We start from the raw sequence: 17,698 nt of genomic DNA, 5'->3' as shown, positions 1-17,698 counted from the left end.
GAGGGTGCCGGGTTTTTCCAGCTGGTCCCCTATCAGGCGCTGCGCCGTTCGCGCGTTTCAGCGTCTTCACCCTCCAGGTTTTCCTCAATATCAACGGTGCAGCTTTGGCCGCCAGCACCGTCAATGACCACGTCCGCTACCAGAGCACCATCCGGCTCCCCGGCGACATCCGCCACATGGATTCCTTCCGGTACACCCGTGGAAACATAAGCAACGTCCGCCTCCGTGCGAGTATCTTCTACAGCACTCTCAGCACGACGGCGCAACGGCGGGGCAGGAATACGCGCCCGCAGTTTCTCACTATTGCGGCGCACCGTTTCCGAGAGTTCACGCTCCGTTTCCCGAGCTCGATCAAAGTGCTCGTCGAGGGTTTCGGAGGTGATATAGGCTTCGGATTCGTGCGCGAACGCTTCGAACATATCGTCCACCGCCGTATCGTGGTGGACGATGTCATAAGTGTCCATATCCAGTTCATCAGAGCGCCACGCGTCAAATGATTCCGCAACGGATGCTCCGGTACTTTTCCCGGAATTCCGCGCGAATGACAGGGCATACACCAGCGCCGCGGCAGCAATAATGATGGCGATAACAACGATGATAAGGGGCACGGTCTTATTATGAGAATTTTCGCGGCGGCCGGCTACCTCCGACCCGCGCACTTGCGCAATTGTTACCGAACTGCAACGTAACTCTCGCTATTCGCGCAGTTCAGACATGCGCTGGGATACCACGGTGGAAACCCCGTCCTCGCGCATCGCTACCCCGTACAGAGCATCGGCGATTTCCATTGTCCGCTTCTGGTGGGTGATGACCAGGAGCTGGGAAGAGCGCTGCAATTCCCGGAAAATCTCGAGAAGGCGCCCCAGATTGACATCATCGAGGGCTGCTTCTACTTCGTCCATGACGTAGAACGGGGAGGGACGCGCCATAAAGATTGCCACGAGGAAAGCAATGGCGGTGAGCGAGCGTTCCCCACCCGACAGCAAGGACAGCCGCTTGACGCGCTTGCCGGGTGGCCGCGCTTCAATCTCCACCCCGGTGGTCAGCACGTTCTCCGGATCGGTGATGATAAGGCGCCCTTCCCCACCCGGGAAGAGGCGAGCAAAGACCTGCTCGAAACGGGCGCTAATATCGCTGAGCGCGGCTTTCATGACGAGGGTGACTCGTTCATCAAGCTCCGCCACAATATCGAGAAGATCGGCTCGGGTCTTCTTCAGGTCATCAAGTTGCTGCGCGAGGTACTTTTGACGTTCTTCCAGCGCGGCGTGCTCCTCCAGGGCGAGCGGGTTAATGGTGCCCAGCCGCGCGAGGGCTCGCTGCGCCGTCGCCAGGCGCCGTTCCTGTTCAGCCCGCACGTAGGGCACCGCACCGTCCTCGGTGGGAACCTGGATATGCGGTCCGAATTCCTCTACGAGGGTGGCACTATCGATGCCCAAATCTTCGAGGGAACGTGCGGCCAGCTGTTCGTATTCCATGCGGGCACGGGCAGTCGCCAATTCACGGGCGTGGGTGGAATCTGCGAGGTCGCGTTCGCGGGTACGCAGCTGATCGACGCGTTCGCGTAGGTGCGTGAGCTGCCCCTCGGCGCCGTGTTGTTCTTCTTCTACCCGACGACGCTGCTCGGCCACCTCGGCACGTAGGCTGCGTACGTGCGCTAAGGCTCGCACCGCCGCGGCCGCGACCTGTCCTGCCAGCACCGCATGGTCGGCGCGAACCTGGCGAGCTCGTTCTTCCCGTTCAAGACGTTCGCGGGCCAATCGAGCCCGGTTATCCAGGGCATCAGCCCGCCCGCTCAACGCTCGGAAACGTTCTTCTGCGGTGCGCAGCGCCAATCGAGCCTCCGTTTCTTGTTTACGGGCGGCCACAGCGGCTTCATGCGCGGTATCGCGCTGCTGGGAAAGACGGGCAAGTTCACCATCATCGGGAATCTCAGTAGCATTTTCTTCGGGCTTCGCGAAACTTTCTAGCTCTGCCTGCCGGGTGGCAATATCTTCCCGCAAGGAGGCGGCGCGTGTGACGGCGCGTTCTTCATCGGCACGGGCCGCAGCGAGGGCTTGGCGTAAAGCTCCTAATTGGGCAGTTGCGGCAGCCAGATTAGAGTCCCGCGCCGTCAGTTCGCTCCCGGAAGCCTCGGCGCGGGCCCGAGCCCCTTCCTCGGCACTCTCAGCTTTCCGCAGCGCCACGGCTGCTTCATCAGCGGCAGTGGCGGCGGCATCAAGCTGCTCGGAAGCGTCCTGATAGGCAGCTTGGCGGGTGAGGGTGGCAGCGGCGGTGGCTTCTCCCCCGGTAGCGGTGCACGCCGTGATAACGTCCCCGCTCGTTGTTACCGCACGGGGTGCCCCGGCTGCCACGAGCAGGCGGGCTGTAACAAGGTCAACGGTGAGTGCGGTGCCAGCTAGGAGCTGCTTGAGGAGGCCAGCCAGGTCACTGCCCGTCCCGGACCAACTCACCACCGCTAATGCATGCACGGCGGCGTCCGGATCCGGGCGCACCGCCGCGAAGGCGGCGCTGAGTGCAGCTTCGCGCGCGGCAGCTGCGGCGTCGTCGTTCTTCCCTTCCGTAATCGTAAGCGTGAGGCGCCCGGCCTGCGCCTGCGCGGCGCCACGCAAAATGTCCACGGCGCTGTCGAGGTCATCCACCACCGCACCGGCGGCGGTTCCCGCCAGTGCATTTTCCGCCGCACTTTCCCAACCGCGTTCCACGTGGAGGTGGTCACGCAACAACGCTGCGCCGTGCTCGATAGCCCACGCGGTGGCATCTTCCGGTTCCAAAGAGAGCGCGAGGGTATCAACAATTGCTTGTAAACGCGCCATCTCCTCGCGAGCACGTGCCTCGTTCGCGCGCGCCTCTTCCACGGCAGTGCGGGCCGCCAGATGAGCCCGGGTATGTTCCTCATGTGCGGAAGCAAGGGTATCGTCCCCGGCGGAGGTGGCAACAAGCTCCTCTTCGAGATCCGTGACCTGCACGCTGGTGGTCTGCACGCGCTGGCGCGCGGCCGCCACATCCTTGTCCACACGCTCAACTTCAGCCGCGAGCGCCTCAAGCCGCGAACGCACCGCGGAAACCTTCCCGGCACGGCGTGCGGCGTTCTCCCGCGCATCGGCGCGCACTCGGCTCGCCTCGTTATAGGCGCGCTCGGCCACAGCTTCCGCAGTTTCAATTTCCTCCCGCTGGGTGAGAACGGCGCGTAAAGCATCCTGAGCATCGCGAACGCGCCCCTCAAGTTCTTCTTCTTCGGCCCGGGCCCGTACAGCGCGCGCATGGAGCTCCTCCGGGTCGTCTTGGCCGCCCCGTGCAGGCATGGTGCTCAGGGCGCGTTCACGTTCGCGCGCCAGTTCGTCCATGGCGCGAAATCGTTCCTCAAGGGAGGCCAGGCGCTCAGAGCTATCCCGAAGAGCTGAGAGCTGCGGATTGAGGCGCGCGTGCTGTTCTTCTGCCGTAGCGAGAGCGGCTCGGGCCTGAGTGAGGGCCACTTGGTTTTCTTCGCGCAGCTGAGCGGTACGTTGATCTTCGGCAGCCCCGGCTTCCAGCCTGGCCTGCGCCTGGGCCAGATCATCAGCGAGAAGACGAGCCCGCGCGTCGCGTTCGGTTGCCTGAATGATCTGGGCGCGGCGGGCTGCCTCAGCCTGTTTGGCGAGCGGTCCGAGCTGACGGCGCAGCTCCGCAGTGAGGTCCTCCACCCGCGTGAACGAACCCTTCATTGCTTCGAGCTTGCGCAGAGTTTTTTCTTTACGGCGACGGTGCTTGAGCACTCCGGCAGCTTCTTCCACAATATTGCGGCGCTCTTCGGGACTCGAAGTGAGGACTTCATCGAGGCGGCCCTGCCCGATAATGACATGCATTTCCCGCCCCATGCCGGTGTCTGAGAGCAGTTCTTGGACGTCAAGGAGGCGTGCCGGTGTGCCATTAATGGCATATTCGGAACCGCCGGCACGGAAGAGGGTTCGGGTGATCGTCACTTCCGAATACTCAATGGGGAGCACACCGTCAGAATTATCGATAGTGAGGGAGACTTCCGCGCGTCCGAGCGCGGGACGGCGCGACGTGCCAGCGAAAATAACATCCGCCATGGAGCCACCACGCAAAGTTTTCGCACCCTGTTCGCCCATCACCCAGGCGAGAGCATCCACCACATTGGATTTCCCTGAGCCGTTAGGGCCTACCACCGCATTAATCCCGGGTTCAAAGCGCACTGTGGTGGCGGTGGCAAAGGATTTGAATCCTCGCATGGTCAAGGTTTTTAAGTGCACGATTACAGATTATGCCAGACGACGCCACCGGTGGCGCTACGACGGGGCGTTACGACAGTTGCAACCGGTACCCGTGGTCGCGGTGGCACGCCGGCGACACACCGCACCGTACCGGGACCGCTAGAACATGAAGGGGACAACGACGATCTTGTAGATAAGTGCAATCGCGAAGGTCGTAGCGTAACCGGTCATCACCCGGTTATCGGTGGTACGTGAGGTAGCGTAGGAAAGCACGGCCGGTTGGCCAAGCAGTCCTGCTACCGCTCCAGAAGAACGGGTAGCCGAGGAACCAAGCGCCCATGCGGCAGCCATCATGACTCCGCACCCGACAATGCTCACGGCCGCGGCCAAGAGCAGCGATTTCAAGCCCACCATTGTGAAGACGGTCGAGGCAAAAGCAGAACCGGAGTTGAGGCCCACCGCGGCGAGGAAAAGCATGAGGCCAAACTGGCGCAGGGTCAGATTCGCGGGGCGCGGGAGCTGCCAGGGTACCCGGCCGGTGCGGTGCACCGCTCCGAGGATCAGCCCCACCACAAGCGGACCACCTGCCGCCCCCAGGGAAAATGCCGCACCACCCGGCAGCGGAATTTCCACCAGCCCGAGAGCAAAGCCCAGGGCAAGGCCACCGGCTGCTGCCACCCAGTCGAGTTCGGATGAGCTGGAGACCGAATCACCGAAGTATTCTTCGAGTTCTTCTACCCGCGAGGTAGGTAAGGCGACTTCTACCACGTCGCCCATTTCCAGGTAGGTATCCGGGGTGGCGAGGATCTCGTCATCGGCACGGCGGATAACCGTCACCCGTGCTTCGAAACGGCGATAGAGCGGGAGGGAACCCACCGTGAGCCCAGCAATATCCCGATTGGATACCGTAAAACGGTGCACCGTCAGATAGGGATCAGTCAGCCGCCGATGACGCATCCGGCTACCCAGGCGTTCGATAGCTTCAGAAAGCGCCGCCCGGGAAGCGAAAATACGAACCCTATCCCCCGGTTCCAGAGCACGCTCCATATCGAGGATATGCCAACGGCGATTGCGCCGCATTGCTACGAACCGCACCTGTTGTCCGGCTATATCCCGCATCTGCTGCGCGGAGATCTCCCGATCCACGTACACGGTTGCCTGTTCCAGTTCCACATCATCCGGATCGAGTTGGTCATGACGGGCTTTCCATTCCCGGTTAATAAAAATAGCGACCATGACAATGGCGAGCGTGACCCCGACCGGGTAACCAATGGAATAGCCCACCGCCGGATTATCCGGGTCGGTCATTTCCTGGGCGAGAGCAAGCGAGGGCGTCGAGGTGAGCGAACCTGCGAAAACACCCACCGCAGTACCGCGCAATAAACCGAGAAGCTCCCCCAGTCCCACCGCGGCCGCCGCACCGGCCGTAATCGCAATAACTGAGGCGAGCATAAGGCCCAGCTGTTTGCGAATCTCCTGGAAGAATGTTTCCCCGGCTTCCAAGCCGATCATATAAACGAAAATACCCAGGCCTAAATCTTGCAGGAGCACGAGGAGGGAGGTGGAGGGCGGAACCACCGCACCGACAAGCAAACCGATGAAAAGCGCTCCCGCTGCCCCGAATTTCAGGGGACCAAAAGGAATCGCCCCGAAGGCAGCGCCAAGCGCCACCACAATGAAAACAACGAGAACGGTATTGCTGGCAAGGATATCGAGCACAGTGCCACCTCGGGGTTGAAGACTGGTAGAACGTTGCCTACTCTACCAATTTGGTACACCGTGCCAGTGCTTTCGGGCCCGGTGCCCGCCCCGTCCTACTCGGTAGGGGCTTCGTCAGGAGCCCCTTTACCCATCATTTGACGCGCCATTCCTGCCAGATAAACCGATCCAACTACTGTCACCACCGGCGTGGCGAGCTCATCGCCCGCTTCGGCCTCGGCCCATCCGGCAGCTTCGTCAATCGCAGCGAGCAGATCGCGTTCCACCCGCACCCTTTCTGCACCGAAGACCGCCCGCGCCAGCTCTGCCAGGTCCTCGGCGTCCATGGCACGTTCACCGGGCATATCGGTGATGACAACAGCATCCAAGACCGGCTCGAACTGCCCGAGGGTTCCTTCCACATCCTTATCTGCCATCATGGCGAGCACCCCAACCCGCCGGCCGGGATAGTACTCTTCCAGCGCGGCGGCTGTGTGTGCGGCGCCGTGAGGGTTATGGGCCGCGTCCACGAGGACGGTGGGCGAGGTACGCACCACTTCGAGGCGCCCGGGCGAAGTAACGGCCATCAGTGCATGTTCGACGACGTCACCCGCAAGCGCGCGCCCCCCGAAGAATGCTTCAACCGCGGTGATGGCCAGCGCCGCGTTCTCTGCCTGATACGAGCCGCGCAGTGCGAGAGGAATATCGTCGTAGCGGGCCGCGGGGGTGCGCACAGTCATAAGCTGACCGCCCACCGCAGTCTCCCGCCCGAGGACCTGGATGTCTTTCCCGTAGACGGATACGTGGGCGCGGGCCCGGTGGGCTGCCTGAGCGATAGCCGCACCGGCTTCCTCGGGTTGGGAGGCGCTCACCACGCTGGCCCCGGGTTTAATAATCCCAACTTTTTCACCCGCGATCTGTGCGATGGTGTGCCCGAGCCATCGTTCATGGTCGAGAGCGATGGGGGTGAGAACAGCGACGTCGCCGTCAATCACATTGGTGGCGTCCCACCTTCCCCCCATGCCCACTTCGACCACCGCCACATCGATAGGTGCGGCGGCGAAAGCTACGTAGGCCATGACCACAAACACTTCGAAGAAGCTCATGCGCGGCCCACCCTCCGCTTGGGAGCGCTGGTCCACTAGTTCGACGAACGGCGCGACATCTTCCCATGCCTGAATGAAATCCGCGCGGGAAATATTATGCCCGTCGATAGCGATGCGTTCACGCACCGACACTAGGTGCGGGGAGGTGAAACGCCCGGTACGCAGACCGTGCTCGCGTAGCAGCGCTTCGATCATGCGTGCCGTAGAGGTTTTCCCATTGGTACCCGTCACGTGCACGCACCGGTAGGAATGGTGCGGATTACCGAGTAAATCCAGGCACATCTGAACGCGCTCAAGGGAGGGCTGCACCTTATGTTCGGGGGCGCGGGTGAGGATATCCCGGTAGATCTCATCCACCCGAGCTTCTTCTGCGGTGGTATCCGCGAGTTCAACGGTGGGATCAGGTGACTCCTTGACCTCTCGGAGCACCGCTTCGTCCCCGAAAATTCCAGAGTGGAGGACCTCGGAAAGCGCCGCGTCAAGTTCGGCTTCCCGCGCATCTTCACTGTCGTACCCCGCGCCATCGTACCCAGCGTTATTCGTACCCATACCTGCCCCTTTCACGGCACACCAGCATATACCACGGGGCCCACGGTGCGACTGGCGCTGCCAGCCCCGTGGGCCCCGTTCCCGCACACTACCGGTCCGAACGACCCTTATGTACGGATGTATCTAGGAGGCTGATTCCTCCGCGTTCTCCACCGACGGGATGAGGGTGGAGAGGAGAAGCGCAATAATCACAAGGACCGCACCCACCGCAATTCCGGCCTGATAACCGCCCACCAGGTTCTCAGTGCCACCCACGGCGGTGGCCACAGCGGTGAGGATCGCGAAGGAAAGCCCGGCTCCCAGGTTGAAGGCACCGGCATTCATTCCCGGTAGGTAGCCCTGGTTATCAGCCGGGGAGAGCACGATACCCAAGCCGTTGAGCATGATATTGACGGTACCGGCGTAGGTAATACCGATGGCCACGCACAGGAAGAAGATAAGCGACTTCGACGGTGCCCCCACACCGAACACCGCGATCCCGAGGAAAATAACCGTGGAGAGGAGCCCCGCCTGGAGTACCTTCTTGTAGCCGAAACGCGAAGCGAGCTGCCCGGCGATCGGCCCCATAATAAGACCGGCAAGCGCGTAGGGCGTCAGCGTCACGAAGGAGACCGTTTCGGCCGGGAGCTCCAGACCACCGGCACTGGCTTCCAGCTGCGCCAGGTTCGGGATGAGACCGTTCATGACCGCGAATACCCCGGTCATGGTGAAGAGAGTGGTGGACAGGAGAGCCCAGGTGCGCCGTTGCTTGAGGTAGCGAGTGGCCACCAGCGGGTGTGCGCGCGAGGACTCGATCTTCCAGAAAATCACCGCGGAAACGGCGGCCACCAGGATTTCCACGCCGATGAGCCACCAGCGGGCATCCCCGAGCTTGCCTAACTCATTGAAAGCGAAATAGACGCAGCCAAAAACGATGAGGAGCGCGATAACGCCGGGCCAGTCCATCGGGGTGCGGTCGCCCTGGGATTCACGGGTCCCGAACACCGACGCCAGGAAAGCGACGGCGCACACAACTGCCATGCACACGAAAACGGAGCGGAAGCCCCAGTTCCCGGCGAGCCAGCCGCCCAACAGGGCGTCTACTCCTGCGATACCGCCGTTGACGGAGGTAAGAATAGCCATGTACTTGGCGTAACGGCGCGGTTCGGGCACTTCCTGGTGCAGCATCACAAGGGTGAGAGGCACCATCGGCCCCGCCGTCCCCTGAATCACACGCCCGATACCGAGGATCGTGACATTGGGAGCGAGTGCCGAGACTACGCATCCGATCCCGGTAGCCAGGAGCATGCCCAGCAGAATCTTCTTGCGCCCGATAAGGTCGCCCCAGCGCGGCAGGAAAAGGGAGAAGAGCGCGGCGGAAGCGAAGAAGGCCGTTTGGGTCACGCCAATTTCAACCTCGGTCGCATTGAGTTCCACGCTCATAGTATGCAGAGCTGGGGAAAGCATGGAGGCGTTGAGCTGGAAGGCGAAGACCGCGCAGAGCAGCGCGGCCATCAGCACGATAATATTCGTGCGCGAACCGGATTGCGCCCGGCAGGCACGTGTGGGAACGGACGATGCCATAGTTTTTCTTTCTCACCGGGGAGGACGACGCCGCACCGTGGCGGCACCGCCCTCCGTTCACAAAGGTTGGGTTGGACGGGGATTAGCCCCGTGGTTAGCCCAGGTAGTGGTGTTCACCCACGCGCTCCAGCGCATCGGCGATGAGATCCCAGAAACGCCCGTGATCGAGCCGGGTCGCAGCCCAGGTGTGGCAATCCTCGGGAATGGGTCCGCGGAAATCAGCCACTGTCATCCCCACGGTGAGGGTTCCGGTGAGTTCCACATCAATGGGGACCTGCACCGTTTCCACGATGGTGGGGTCAATAAGATAGGCAACCGCGCACGGATCATGCACCGGCGGGTAGTCGAAGCCCTGCGCGTCCTGGTAGGAAGCACGGAAGAAATCCATGAGTTCGTGGACGAAACGGGCCGGCTGGGTGCCCACCGCATCAATTTTTGCGTAGGCTTCCGGGGTGCAGAGCGCCTGGTGGGTGAGATCCAGGCCCACCATGACCACCTTCCATGGCTCGTTGAAAACGATATGCGCGGCTTCGGGGTCGATCTTAATATTGAATTCGGCCACCGCGGACCAGTTACCAACGTGGTAGCCCCCACCCATGAGGACCACCTGCTTGACACGCTCGGCCAGGCGCGGTTCCTTACGTACCGCCAGCGCGATATTGGTGAGCGGGCCGGTGGGAACCAGGGTGACGGTTCCCGGTTCGTGCGCCATCACCGTGTCAATAATGAGGTCGACGGCGTGCCGGGAATCAAGCTCGATAGTCGGGGCTGGCAGTTCGGTGCCGTCCAAGCCGGTATCCCCGTGAATATCGGGGGCGACTTCCACCGGGCGTACCAGCGGTCGGTCGCATCCGGCCGCGAAAGGCACGCCGGTCATTTTCATGACGGTGCCCACGGCGAGGGCATTATTCGTAACCTTCTTCAGGGTTTGGTTGCCACCCACCGTGGTGACGGCAAGCAGTTCAATCTGCGGATTCGCCCACGCCAGCAGCATCGCAACGGCGTCGTCATGACCGGGATCGCAATCCAAAATGATTTTTTCCGGGGTGTGCTGTGTTGCCATGTTTTTCTCCACATCCTTGGGGAACTCCCACGGAGTTCTACGTGGTTTCATTAAAACATAGAAACAATAGTTTCACCGCGAGCGTTCGCCGACACCCCGCAATTATCAGGCTACTGGCGCCTCCGCTGGCTCATCGGCTTTGGCTCGCACCAGAGTCGGTGGGAATAACCGCCCTTGGATCCCGTCTACCGCTAGCCCGAGAACAAAACCGAGCACCGCCGGCCCGGCCCAGGCGAGCCCTTCTGCACCCAGCGGGAATAGCGCCAAGAATTCCGCGACGGGAGCGAAAATATCCCATTCGGTGACAACCAGCCCGTCCAGGAGAGCGAGAGGTGCCGCAATCCAGGCGGAGGCTCGGTAAGCCCAATGCAGGCGCCCGGGAACCGCCAGATCAACAAGCGTCACGAAAATAAGAACAATCGCGATGGGATAAATAAAGCGATTGATCGGATTAATGAAATTGAGGATTCCTTCCAGTCCCAGCGTGGACATGGCAAAAGCAAACATTCCCTGCCCGATGAGGAGAGGACGGTACGCCAGCCCCGGAAGATAACTGCGATAAAACTGAGTGGCCGCGCCCAGCAGGCCAATCGCCGTCGTCAAGCACGCCAGAATCGTAATGGCCCCGAAAATAAGCTGACCGCTGCGTCCGAAGAAACGCTCGGAAACAGCCGCCAGTGCATCCGCACCGTTGGCAAAGCCCTCGGTGGCCACCCGGACCCCGATCTGGGACAGCCCCAGGTAGATCGCGGCGAGGATAATCGCGGCGATGAGGGCCACGCCCGCCGCTCCCCCGAAGAGCGCCCCGCGGGAGGTGAAACCTTTGGAGCGCAACGAGGACACGATGACCAACCCAAAGACGAAGGCCGCCAGCGCATCCATGGTCATATACCCGCTGAGCAGTCCACCGGTGAGCGCATTGGGCGCATACGGTGCCTGCGGAAGCGCAACCTGGGGCGGCAGGTTGAGCACCACCACCGCAATAAGAATCGCCATGAGAATAACGAGGGCAGGGGTGAGGATTCCTCCCACTCGATCCACCATTTTGCCTGGGTTGAGGGCCACGAGCACAGCCACCACGAAGAACACGGCGGAGAAAACGAGGAGGGCGGGGCGGGCAGCGGCGTCGTCGTGCATCACGGGGCGGACCGCAACCTCGAAACTCACCGCGGCCACCCGCGGTACCGCGTACAAAACTCCGGTGGTGATAAAAATTGCCCACAGAAGCGCGTGACCGGGGATGCGACCGATACGGGTCGCAATATCCTGCGGGGTGCCATCGCGGCTAGAGGTGGCAGCGATGAGCCCAACGGCGGGGAGAATAACCCCGGTGCCAATAAAACCAGCGATAGCCAGCGGCGTATTCGTTCCGGCTTGAATACCGAGCATCACCGGGAAAATAAGGTTCCCCGCCCCGAAGAACATGGCAAAGAGCGCCAAACCGGTAACAGCGAGCGTGAGGACGCGCGAGTTTTTCATCCCTGACCTTCGTGTGAATTGTGAGAAGCCTGCGGGGCCGCGGCAGACACCATGGTGGTCTACCGCGGCCCGTGCAAGGCCCCTACTCTAGAGGATCACGGCGCGCCGTTACAGAGCGCGCCTCCCGTTAGCGCGCGACTTTCGTCACCTCGATGCCGAGCGGTGCGCCTTCTGCACCCGCCGTCACCTGCGCCTGCACCGCGAGGGTTTCCTCCTGGATGAAAGGCAGGTAGCGGCTAACCGCATCCACTCGCTCGGCGGGAACCGTGAGCTTGAGGGCGATCCGGTCGGCCACGTGCAGCTGCGCGTTCTTGCGTTCATCCTGCACGGCGCGCACGACGTCGCGGGCGTAACCTTCGGCCTCCAGTTCTTCATCCACCTCGGTATCCAGGGCAATGAAAGAACCGGAATCGAGCGCCGCGGCGACCGAGCCCGGATCGGCTTCCACCGATACGGTGATCTCGAACTGTCCGGGCGCCAGGCGCACCTCCGGATCGGTATGGAGCACCGCTTCCGCACCGTCCTCGCTCCAGTTCCCGGCCTTGGCGGCCTGGAAAAGCGCGGAGGTCATCTTGCGCAGCTGAGGATCCAGCTCGCGCGGGAGGACCTTGAGATCACGGCTGACCTTCATCCCCGATTGCGCCACGTCCTTGAGTTCAACGTTCTTGACATTGACTTCCAGAGCGATGAGGTCCGCGAAAGGTGCCAGATCACGGTCGGTGACAATGGTGAGGCTACGCAGCGGTTGCCGCACCCGCAACTGGTGGGTTTTACGCAGGGAGTGCGCGGCGGAGACGACGGCGCGTGCCTCGTCCATCGCTTCGCGCAGCGCATCATCCGCCCAGGAATCAGGCAGTTCAGGCCAGTCTTCCAAGTGGACGGAGCGCCCACCGGTCAGGCCCTTCCAGATCTCTTCTGTCACGAGAGGTGCGAGGGGTGCCATCACCCGCATGAGCACTTCGAGCGCCGTGTAGAGCGTATCGAAGGCGGCGTGGTCCTCATTCCAGAAGCGATCCCGGGAGGTACGCACATACCAGTTAGTCAGCACATCGAGGAAACCGCGCACCCGGTCGCAGGCGGCCGGAATATCGTACGTATCCAGGTCGGTGCGCACCTTATCGGCCAGCTCTTTAATGCTGGCCAGCAGGTAGCGATCCATAACATCAAGACCGGAGGGGTCGCTCACCCGCTGGGCCCGGTAGCCCTCCCCCTTCGAGCAGGTCGAGGCATAAAGCGCGAAGAAATAGTAAGCATTCCACAGCGGCAACAGCACCTGGCGCACGGTGTCGCGCAGGGCACGTTCGGTCACGATGAGGTTCCCGCCGCGCACGATGGGCGAATTCATGAGGAAGAAACGCATCGCATCGGCCCCGACCTCGTCGAACATCTCGTAGACATCCGGGTAGTTACGCAGCGATTTCGACATCTTCTGGCCGTCATCCCCCAGCACAATGCCGTGGGAGATACAGGTGCGGAAGGCCGGGCGGTCAAAGAGCGCGGTGGCGAGCACGTGGAGAGTGTAGAACCAGCCGCGGGTTTGCCCGATGTATTCGACGATGAAATCCCCCGGGTAGTGGTCCTCGAACCAATCCTTATTTTCGAAGGGATAGTGAACCTGGGCGTAGGGCATGGAGCCGGATTCAAACCAGCAGTCCAACACGTCGGTGATACGCCGCATGGTGGACTTCCCTGTCGGATCATCCGGGTTGGGACGGGTCAGCTGGTCGATATAAGGACGGTGGAGATCCACCTCTCCTTTCTCATTGCGGGGCAGTCGCCCGAAATCACGCTCGAGTTCTTCCAGGGAACCATAAACGTCTTCACGCGGATAGTTCGGATCATCAGAACGCCATACCGGGATGGGGCTGCCCCAGAAGCGGTTGCGGGAAATGGACCAATCGCGCGCTCCGGCCAACCAGTTACCGAACTGGCCGTGCTTGATATGCGCCGGGGTCCATTCGATCTGCTCGTTAAGCTCCACCATCCGATCCCGGAAGGCACTTACTCGCACGAACCACGAGGAGACCGCCTTGTAGATGAGCGGTTTACGGCACCGCCAGCAATGCGGGTAGGAGTGCAGGTAGGAGCGCTCCTGGACAAGCACGGCGCGCTCGTTTTCCGGACGGCGCGCCAGCGGCCCGGTTCCCTCACGCAGATCGCGGGTGATGGGCAGATTGGCATCAAAGACCTGGGTACCTTCGTAATCGGGCACCTCGGCGGTGAAACGGCCGGCGCCGTCCACCGGGACCACGGGGCGGATGCCCACTTCCTGGCAGGCGAACATATCGTCCTCACCGAAAGCGGGGGCGATATGGACGAGCCCGGTACCGTCTTCGGTGGTCACGAAGCTCCCGGCGATCACGTGATAGGCATGCGGGCCGGGTGCCTCGTCGGCCGCCCGGTTCATGAAGTAATCGAAAATCGGGGCGTAAGCGCGACCCACCAGCTGCGAACCGGGGAACCGTTCCACAACTTCCGGGTCGTCCCCCAGTTCCTTCGCATAGGATTCCAAGCGCGCGGCAGAGATAATCACCCGCTCGCCTTCCAGCTTGCCTTCGCGCGGAACCACGGTGAGGTACTCAATGTCCGGGCCCACGGCAATGGCCAGATTGGAGGGAAGCGTCCAGGGCGTCGTCGTCCAAATAAGGGCAAGTTCACCCGTTTCTAGGCGCAACCCGACGGTCAAGCTGAGGTCCTGCCGGTCCTTGTAGACATCGTCATCCATCTTCAATTCGTGATTGGATAGCGGAGTTTCGTCATTCCAGCAGTAGGGCAGCACCCGGTAGCCATCGTAGGCAAGGCCCTTGTCGTACAGGGTCTTGAAGGCCCACAGCACCGATTCCATATAGGTGGTGTCCAGAGTCTTGTAATCATGGGAAAAATCGACCCAACGTGCCTGGCGGGTCACGTATTCTTCCCATTCCTTGGTGTAGCGCAGCACCGAGGAACGGCAGGCCTCGTTAAATGTGGCGATGCCCATATCCTCGATCTCATCGGTGGAATCGATGCCGAGGATACGCTGGGCTTCCAGCTCGGCCGGCAGCCCGTGGGTGTCCCAGCCGAAGCGGCGCTCGACTCGGCGCCCGCGCATGGTCTGGTAGCGCCCCACCACATCCTTGACGTAACCGGTGAGAAGGTGACCGTAATGGGGTAGGCCGTTGGCGAAGGGTGGACCGTCATAGAAAACGAATTCATTGGAGCCGTGCGGCCCGGATTCACGCTGCGCCACGGAGGACTGGAACGTATTGTCTTTCTTCCAGAAAGCGAGGGTGCCTTCTTCCATCTTCGGGAAGTTCGGGGAGGCGGGCACGCCGCCCTCGCGATGAAGCGGATACATATCCACGCGGTGTCTCCTCGTGTCTCAAACCTAATCGGATTGAGGACGACGCCGGAATTCCGGTACCGCGGTACCACCTCATTTGCTACTCACCGCACGCGTGGTACGGCGGGTAACCGCTTCATTAGGACGCTAACGGGTCCACCCGCTCGGTTCTACTGGGCTGCACGGCACGGGCCGCGCGGCTGTTCTTCCGAGAGCTCGCCGGTGATTGCCGGGTCAAAGCCAACGCCGCTCATTGTAGCCCTTCCTCGCGCGGGGCGCATCTAGCTTCCGGATGGCGGGCGCACCGGTACAGATCGGGGCGACGGCGCAGCTTCAGCCGGTAGCGCACCGGGCTCTGTAGTGATGCGAGCCAGTTCGCGCATCTGCGGGGAGTCTACGTTTTCCAAGTACTGCGAATGCTGGGAGAAGAGACCCCCGCGCCCCGCGAAATGATGCGCGGTGAAATCTGGATCCCGGCGCGGATTGAAACCTAGCGCATCGGTATGTCCACCCGAAACCGCTCCCCCGCCCACGGCATTGACCACGTTAATAATGTCTTTTTTATTGGAGAGGACGTGATTGGAGGCGGCGTTTCCAGCTCCGTGCGGCCCGGTATTCATATCCCAACCTTCGGCCACTACCCCGGGTGTTCCGTATACCACAAGGGTGTCGACGACGCCGGGCCTAGCCCGCTCCGCAGCCGCTGAAGCCGTCACCGAACCGTAGGAGTGCCCCAGCAGGTTAATACGCGGGCGATCCCCGCCCCGAACCTGGGCGATACCCTCCGCGAAACGCGCAAGGTTAGCTCCGCCTTCCCGGGCGCGCGCCGGGGTGTAGAGAGAGGAGTCCAACGCGCTTTGCGGGGCGGCGTAATCAAACCAGGTCACCACCGCGGGACTCCCTGTTTCGCCGCGGGCGGTGACAATTTCCTGCTGCAGAGCAGCTAGGCGGCCTGCCGCCCCCATATGGGAGTCGAGGGATGTGACCACATTGGTGGTCATTCCACCCACTTCAATGGTGACGGACGGGGCTGTATCGACATCGCCTTGGGCAAGGGCCACCTGGATAGTTCGCAATTCCGCGCCGGTTCCGGTGCGGGCCCGGTTCGGCCCGCGATAAACGAGAAGCTGACGGGGCTGCGCGGGGCCCACCCGCGAGGAGGAGCGCGCCGGGCCTGCGCGCCCCGAAGATGGCCGTGCCGGGGACGACGATGAGTGCCGCATCGCATCGTGATGCGAACCGGAGCGAGCCGGAGACGGGGAGAGGTGCTCACGCCAGTTGCGATCCAGGCCGCGCTGGGTGCGGATCGTGGCGTAAGCCGCCAGGTTGGCGGTGATAGTGGCATGGCGCAACTGAGCCGCACCGAGCTGGGCGGTGCGAAGTTCCCTATCGCTTTTCCCTAAGTTGCCCTCGAGATCTGCCTGGGCGCTGGCGATTTCTGCGGATAATTCGGTAAGAATAGGGTCGTAATAGGCGCGGGCCCTTTCTTCATCCTGGCGGGCCACGGCAATATTGGCGCGATCCCGCACCGCGTAGGGTATTCCGTCAAGATTACCGAGATCCTGCGGATAGTGAACAAGCATGTAGGAACGCTCGGCATCGCCCAGGGATGCCCACCACGCGTGCACATACGCCGCGCTTTTCCCGACCGGTACCCGCCCTACCGAACGATAGTGGTTGGTGCGAGCCTCCGGGGCGATCTGCCCGGCGGCCAGCTGGGTGAAAACCTTATCTAGATAGCTGAGTGTATTATCGGCCGACCTGTGGGCTACCTCTACCTCCGTCCTAATCTGGATCGCTATCTGACGGCGTTCCCACTCCGCTACCCCGGTGGTATCCGCGCCAGCGAGCGGGTCAATCACCTCACCGCCGGGCGTGATTTCCATGCCGGCAGCGTTGGCGCGGGAGAGCGCTTCACTCACGGCTGTTTGGGTACGGGTGATTTTATGCTGAGCTTCCCCCAAAGCCTGGATCAGGTGGTCAATACGGTCGGTGTGCGCGGCGGCACGTGCTGCCAGGGCCCGCACATCGGAGAGGAAGGCGCGCGCCCCGTAGCCTTCCCACGTGCCTGCAAGGGAGCGTGTGGCTAGCTGCCGTAGTTGCCAGCTGGCTTCTTCGCAGCGCCGGCGCGCGGAGGCTACTTCGCTGAGCACCGCCGTGAGTAAGGCACCGTTCCAGCGGCGCAGCTGAGCCCACGACACCGCTAGGTATCTCATTGTTTCACCCCCGCAATATCCGTAGCCGCAACGTTTTCTACGCCCTTGACACCAGTAAAATCCGCTGCGGCCTCGCCATCTGCCTCCTGATAGATACGCCAAGCTAGGGCGAGCGAATCGGCAAGCTCATCAGCTCGGGCCGCGATGCTACAGGTGCTCCTGTTGACCGCGGTGCATCCTGCGCTCACGGTTGCCGGCGGTGGGGTGCCGCCCAAGGCCGCACTCACTGCTCCCGGCACGTTATCGACCTGTACCGGAGCCAGTGCGGCGCTCACATCCGCGAGCGCCGCGCGCAGTTCCGCTGTGACAGATTCCGTGATGAGAACCCCGTCCACCGCTGCCTCCCCGTGTTGTTTCCGTTATCTTTGCGCTGGCACCGCTTGCTGAGCGCTCGAGTTCCTGTGTGTTAGCGCCGCTTGCTGAGCGCTTGAGCCGATGGTGCCAGGCATGGAAACATCCGTCCAGAGCCCATCCACAGGCAAGCTTTGACC

Annotated in this window: 10 protein-coding genes; all 10 read right to left on the bottom strand. The window is 62.1% G+C overall.

The annotated features are described in order from the left end of the window. Positions 1 to 32: 32 nt before the first annotated feature. The 10 genes from ACTFPK_RS03990 to ACTFPK_RS03945 all read right to left on the bottom strand — a co-directional run bounded on the left by ACTFPK_RS03990 (position 33) and on the right by ACTFPK_RS03945 (position 17,542). Entirely contained in the window at positions 33 to 659 is a 627-nt protein-coding gene (locus tag ACTFPK_RS03990) for a hypothetical protein (RefSeq protein WP_394532598.1), read from the bottom strand. A gap of 36 nt (positions 660 to 695) precedes the next feature. Next, positions 696 to 4,229 carry a chromosome segregation protein SMC gene (gene smc, locus ACTFPK_RS03985; RefSeq protein ID WP_439911145.1) on the bottom strand — a complete coding sequence of 1,178 codons (3,534 nt, stop codon included), beginning with the start codon at positions 4,227 to 4,229 and terminating at the stop codon, positions 696 to 698. A gap of 141 nt (positions 4,230 to 4,370) precedes the next feature. Further along, positions 4,371 to 5,930, bottom strand: coding sequence for an aspartate:alanine exchanger family transporter (locus ACTFPK_RS03980; protein ID WP_394532600.1), 1,560 nt, complete (start codon positions 5,928 to 5,930; stop codon positions 4,371 to 4,373). 95 nt (positions 5,931 to 6,025) lie between these two features. Next, the gene (locus ACTFPK_RS03975) at positions 6,026 to 7,564 is read right to left on the bottom strand and encodes a bifunctional folylpolyglutamate synthase/dihydrofolate synthase (protein ID WP_394532601.1); all 1,539 of its coding nucleotides are present in this window, start codon (positions 7,562 to 7,564) and stop codon (positions 6,026 to 6,028) included. 123 nt (positions 7,565 to 7,687) lie between these two features. After that, positions 7,688 to 9,127 carry a uridine transporter UriT gene (gene uriT / locus ACTFPK_RS03970; protein ID WP_394532602.1) on the bottom strand — a complete coding sequence of 480 codons (1,440 nt, stop codon included), beginning with the start codon at positions 9,125 to 9,127 and terminating at the stop codon, positions 7,688 to 7,690. 94 nt (positions 9,128 to 9,221) lie between these two features. Beyond that, positions 9,222 to 10,190: a uridine-preferring nucleoside hydrolase UriH gene (gene uriH / locus ACTFPK_RS03965; protein WP_016442457.1), complete on the bottom strand. Its 969-nt coding sequence runs from the start codon at positions 10,188 to 10,190 to the stop codon at positions 9,222 to 9,224. A 105-nt stretch (positions 10,191 to 10,295) separates the two neighbouring features. Then, the gene (brnQ, locus tag ACTFPK_RS03960; RefSeq protein ID WP_274735064.1) at positions 10,296 to 11,669 is read right to left on the bottom strand and encodes a branched-chain amino acid transport system II carrier protein; all 1,374 of its coding nucleotides are present in this window, start codon (positions 11,667 to 11,669) and stop codon (positions 10,296 to 10,298) included. A 127-nt stretch (positions 11,670 to 11,796) separates the two neighbouring features. After that, a complete protein-coding gene (gene ileS, locus ACTFPK_RS03955) occupies positions 11,797 to 15,006 on the bottom strand; it encodes an isoleucine--tRNA ligase (RefSeq protein ID WP_439911171.1) in 3,210 nt (1,069 codons plus the stop codon). Positions 15,007 to 15,272: 266 nt separating this feature from the next. Next, positions 15,273 to 17,192 carry an alpha/beta hydrolase gene (locus ACTFPK_RS03950; protein WP_274734010.1) on the bottom strand — a complete coding sequence of 640 codons (1,920 nt, stop codon included), beginning with the start codon at positions 17,190 to 17,192 and terminating at the stop codon, positions 15,273 to 15,275. A gap of 11 nt (positions 17,193 to 17,203) precedes the next feature. Continuing rightward, positions 17,204 to 17,542, bottom strand: a complete 339-nt coding sequence (locus ACTFPK_RS03945; RefSeq protein WP_126134993.1) for a hypothetical protein — start codon at positions 17,540 to 17,542, stop codon at positions 17,204 to 17,206. Between the last annotated feature and the right edge of the window lie 156 nt (positions 17,543 to 17,698).

The organism is Actinotignum sp. UMB0459, from assembly GCF_051905915.1.
GTDB classification, from domain to species: domain Bacteria; phylum Actinomycetota; class Actinomycetes; order Actinomycetales; family Actinomycetaceae; genus Actinotignum; species Actinotignum sanguinis.
This window is presented reverse-complemented; position numbering and strand designations above follow the sequence as displayed.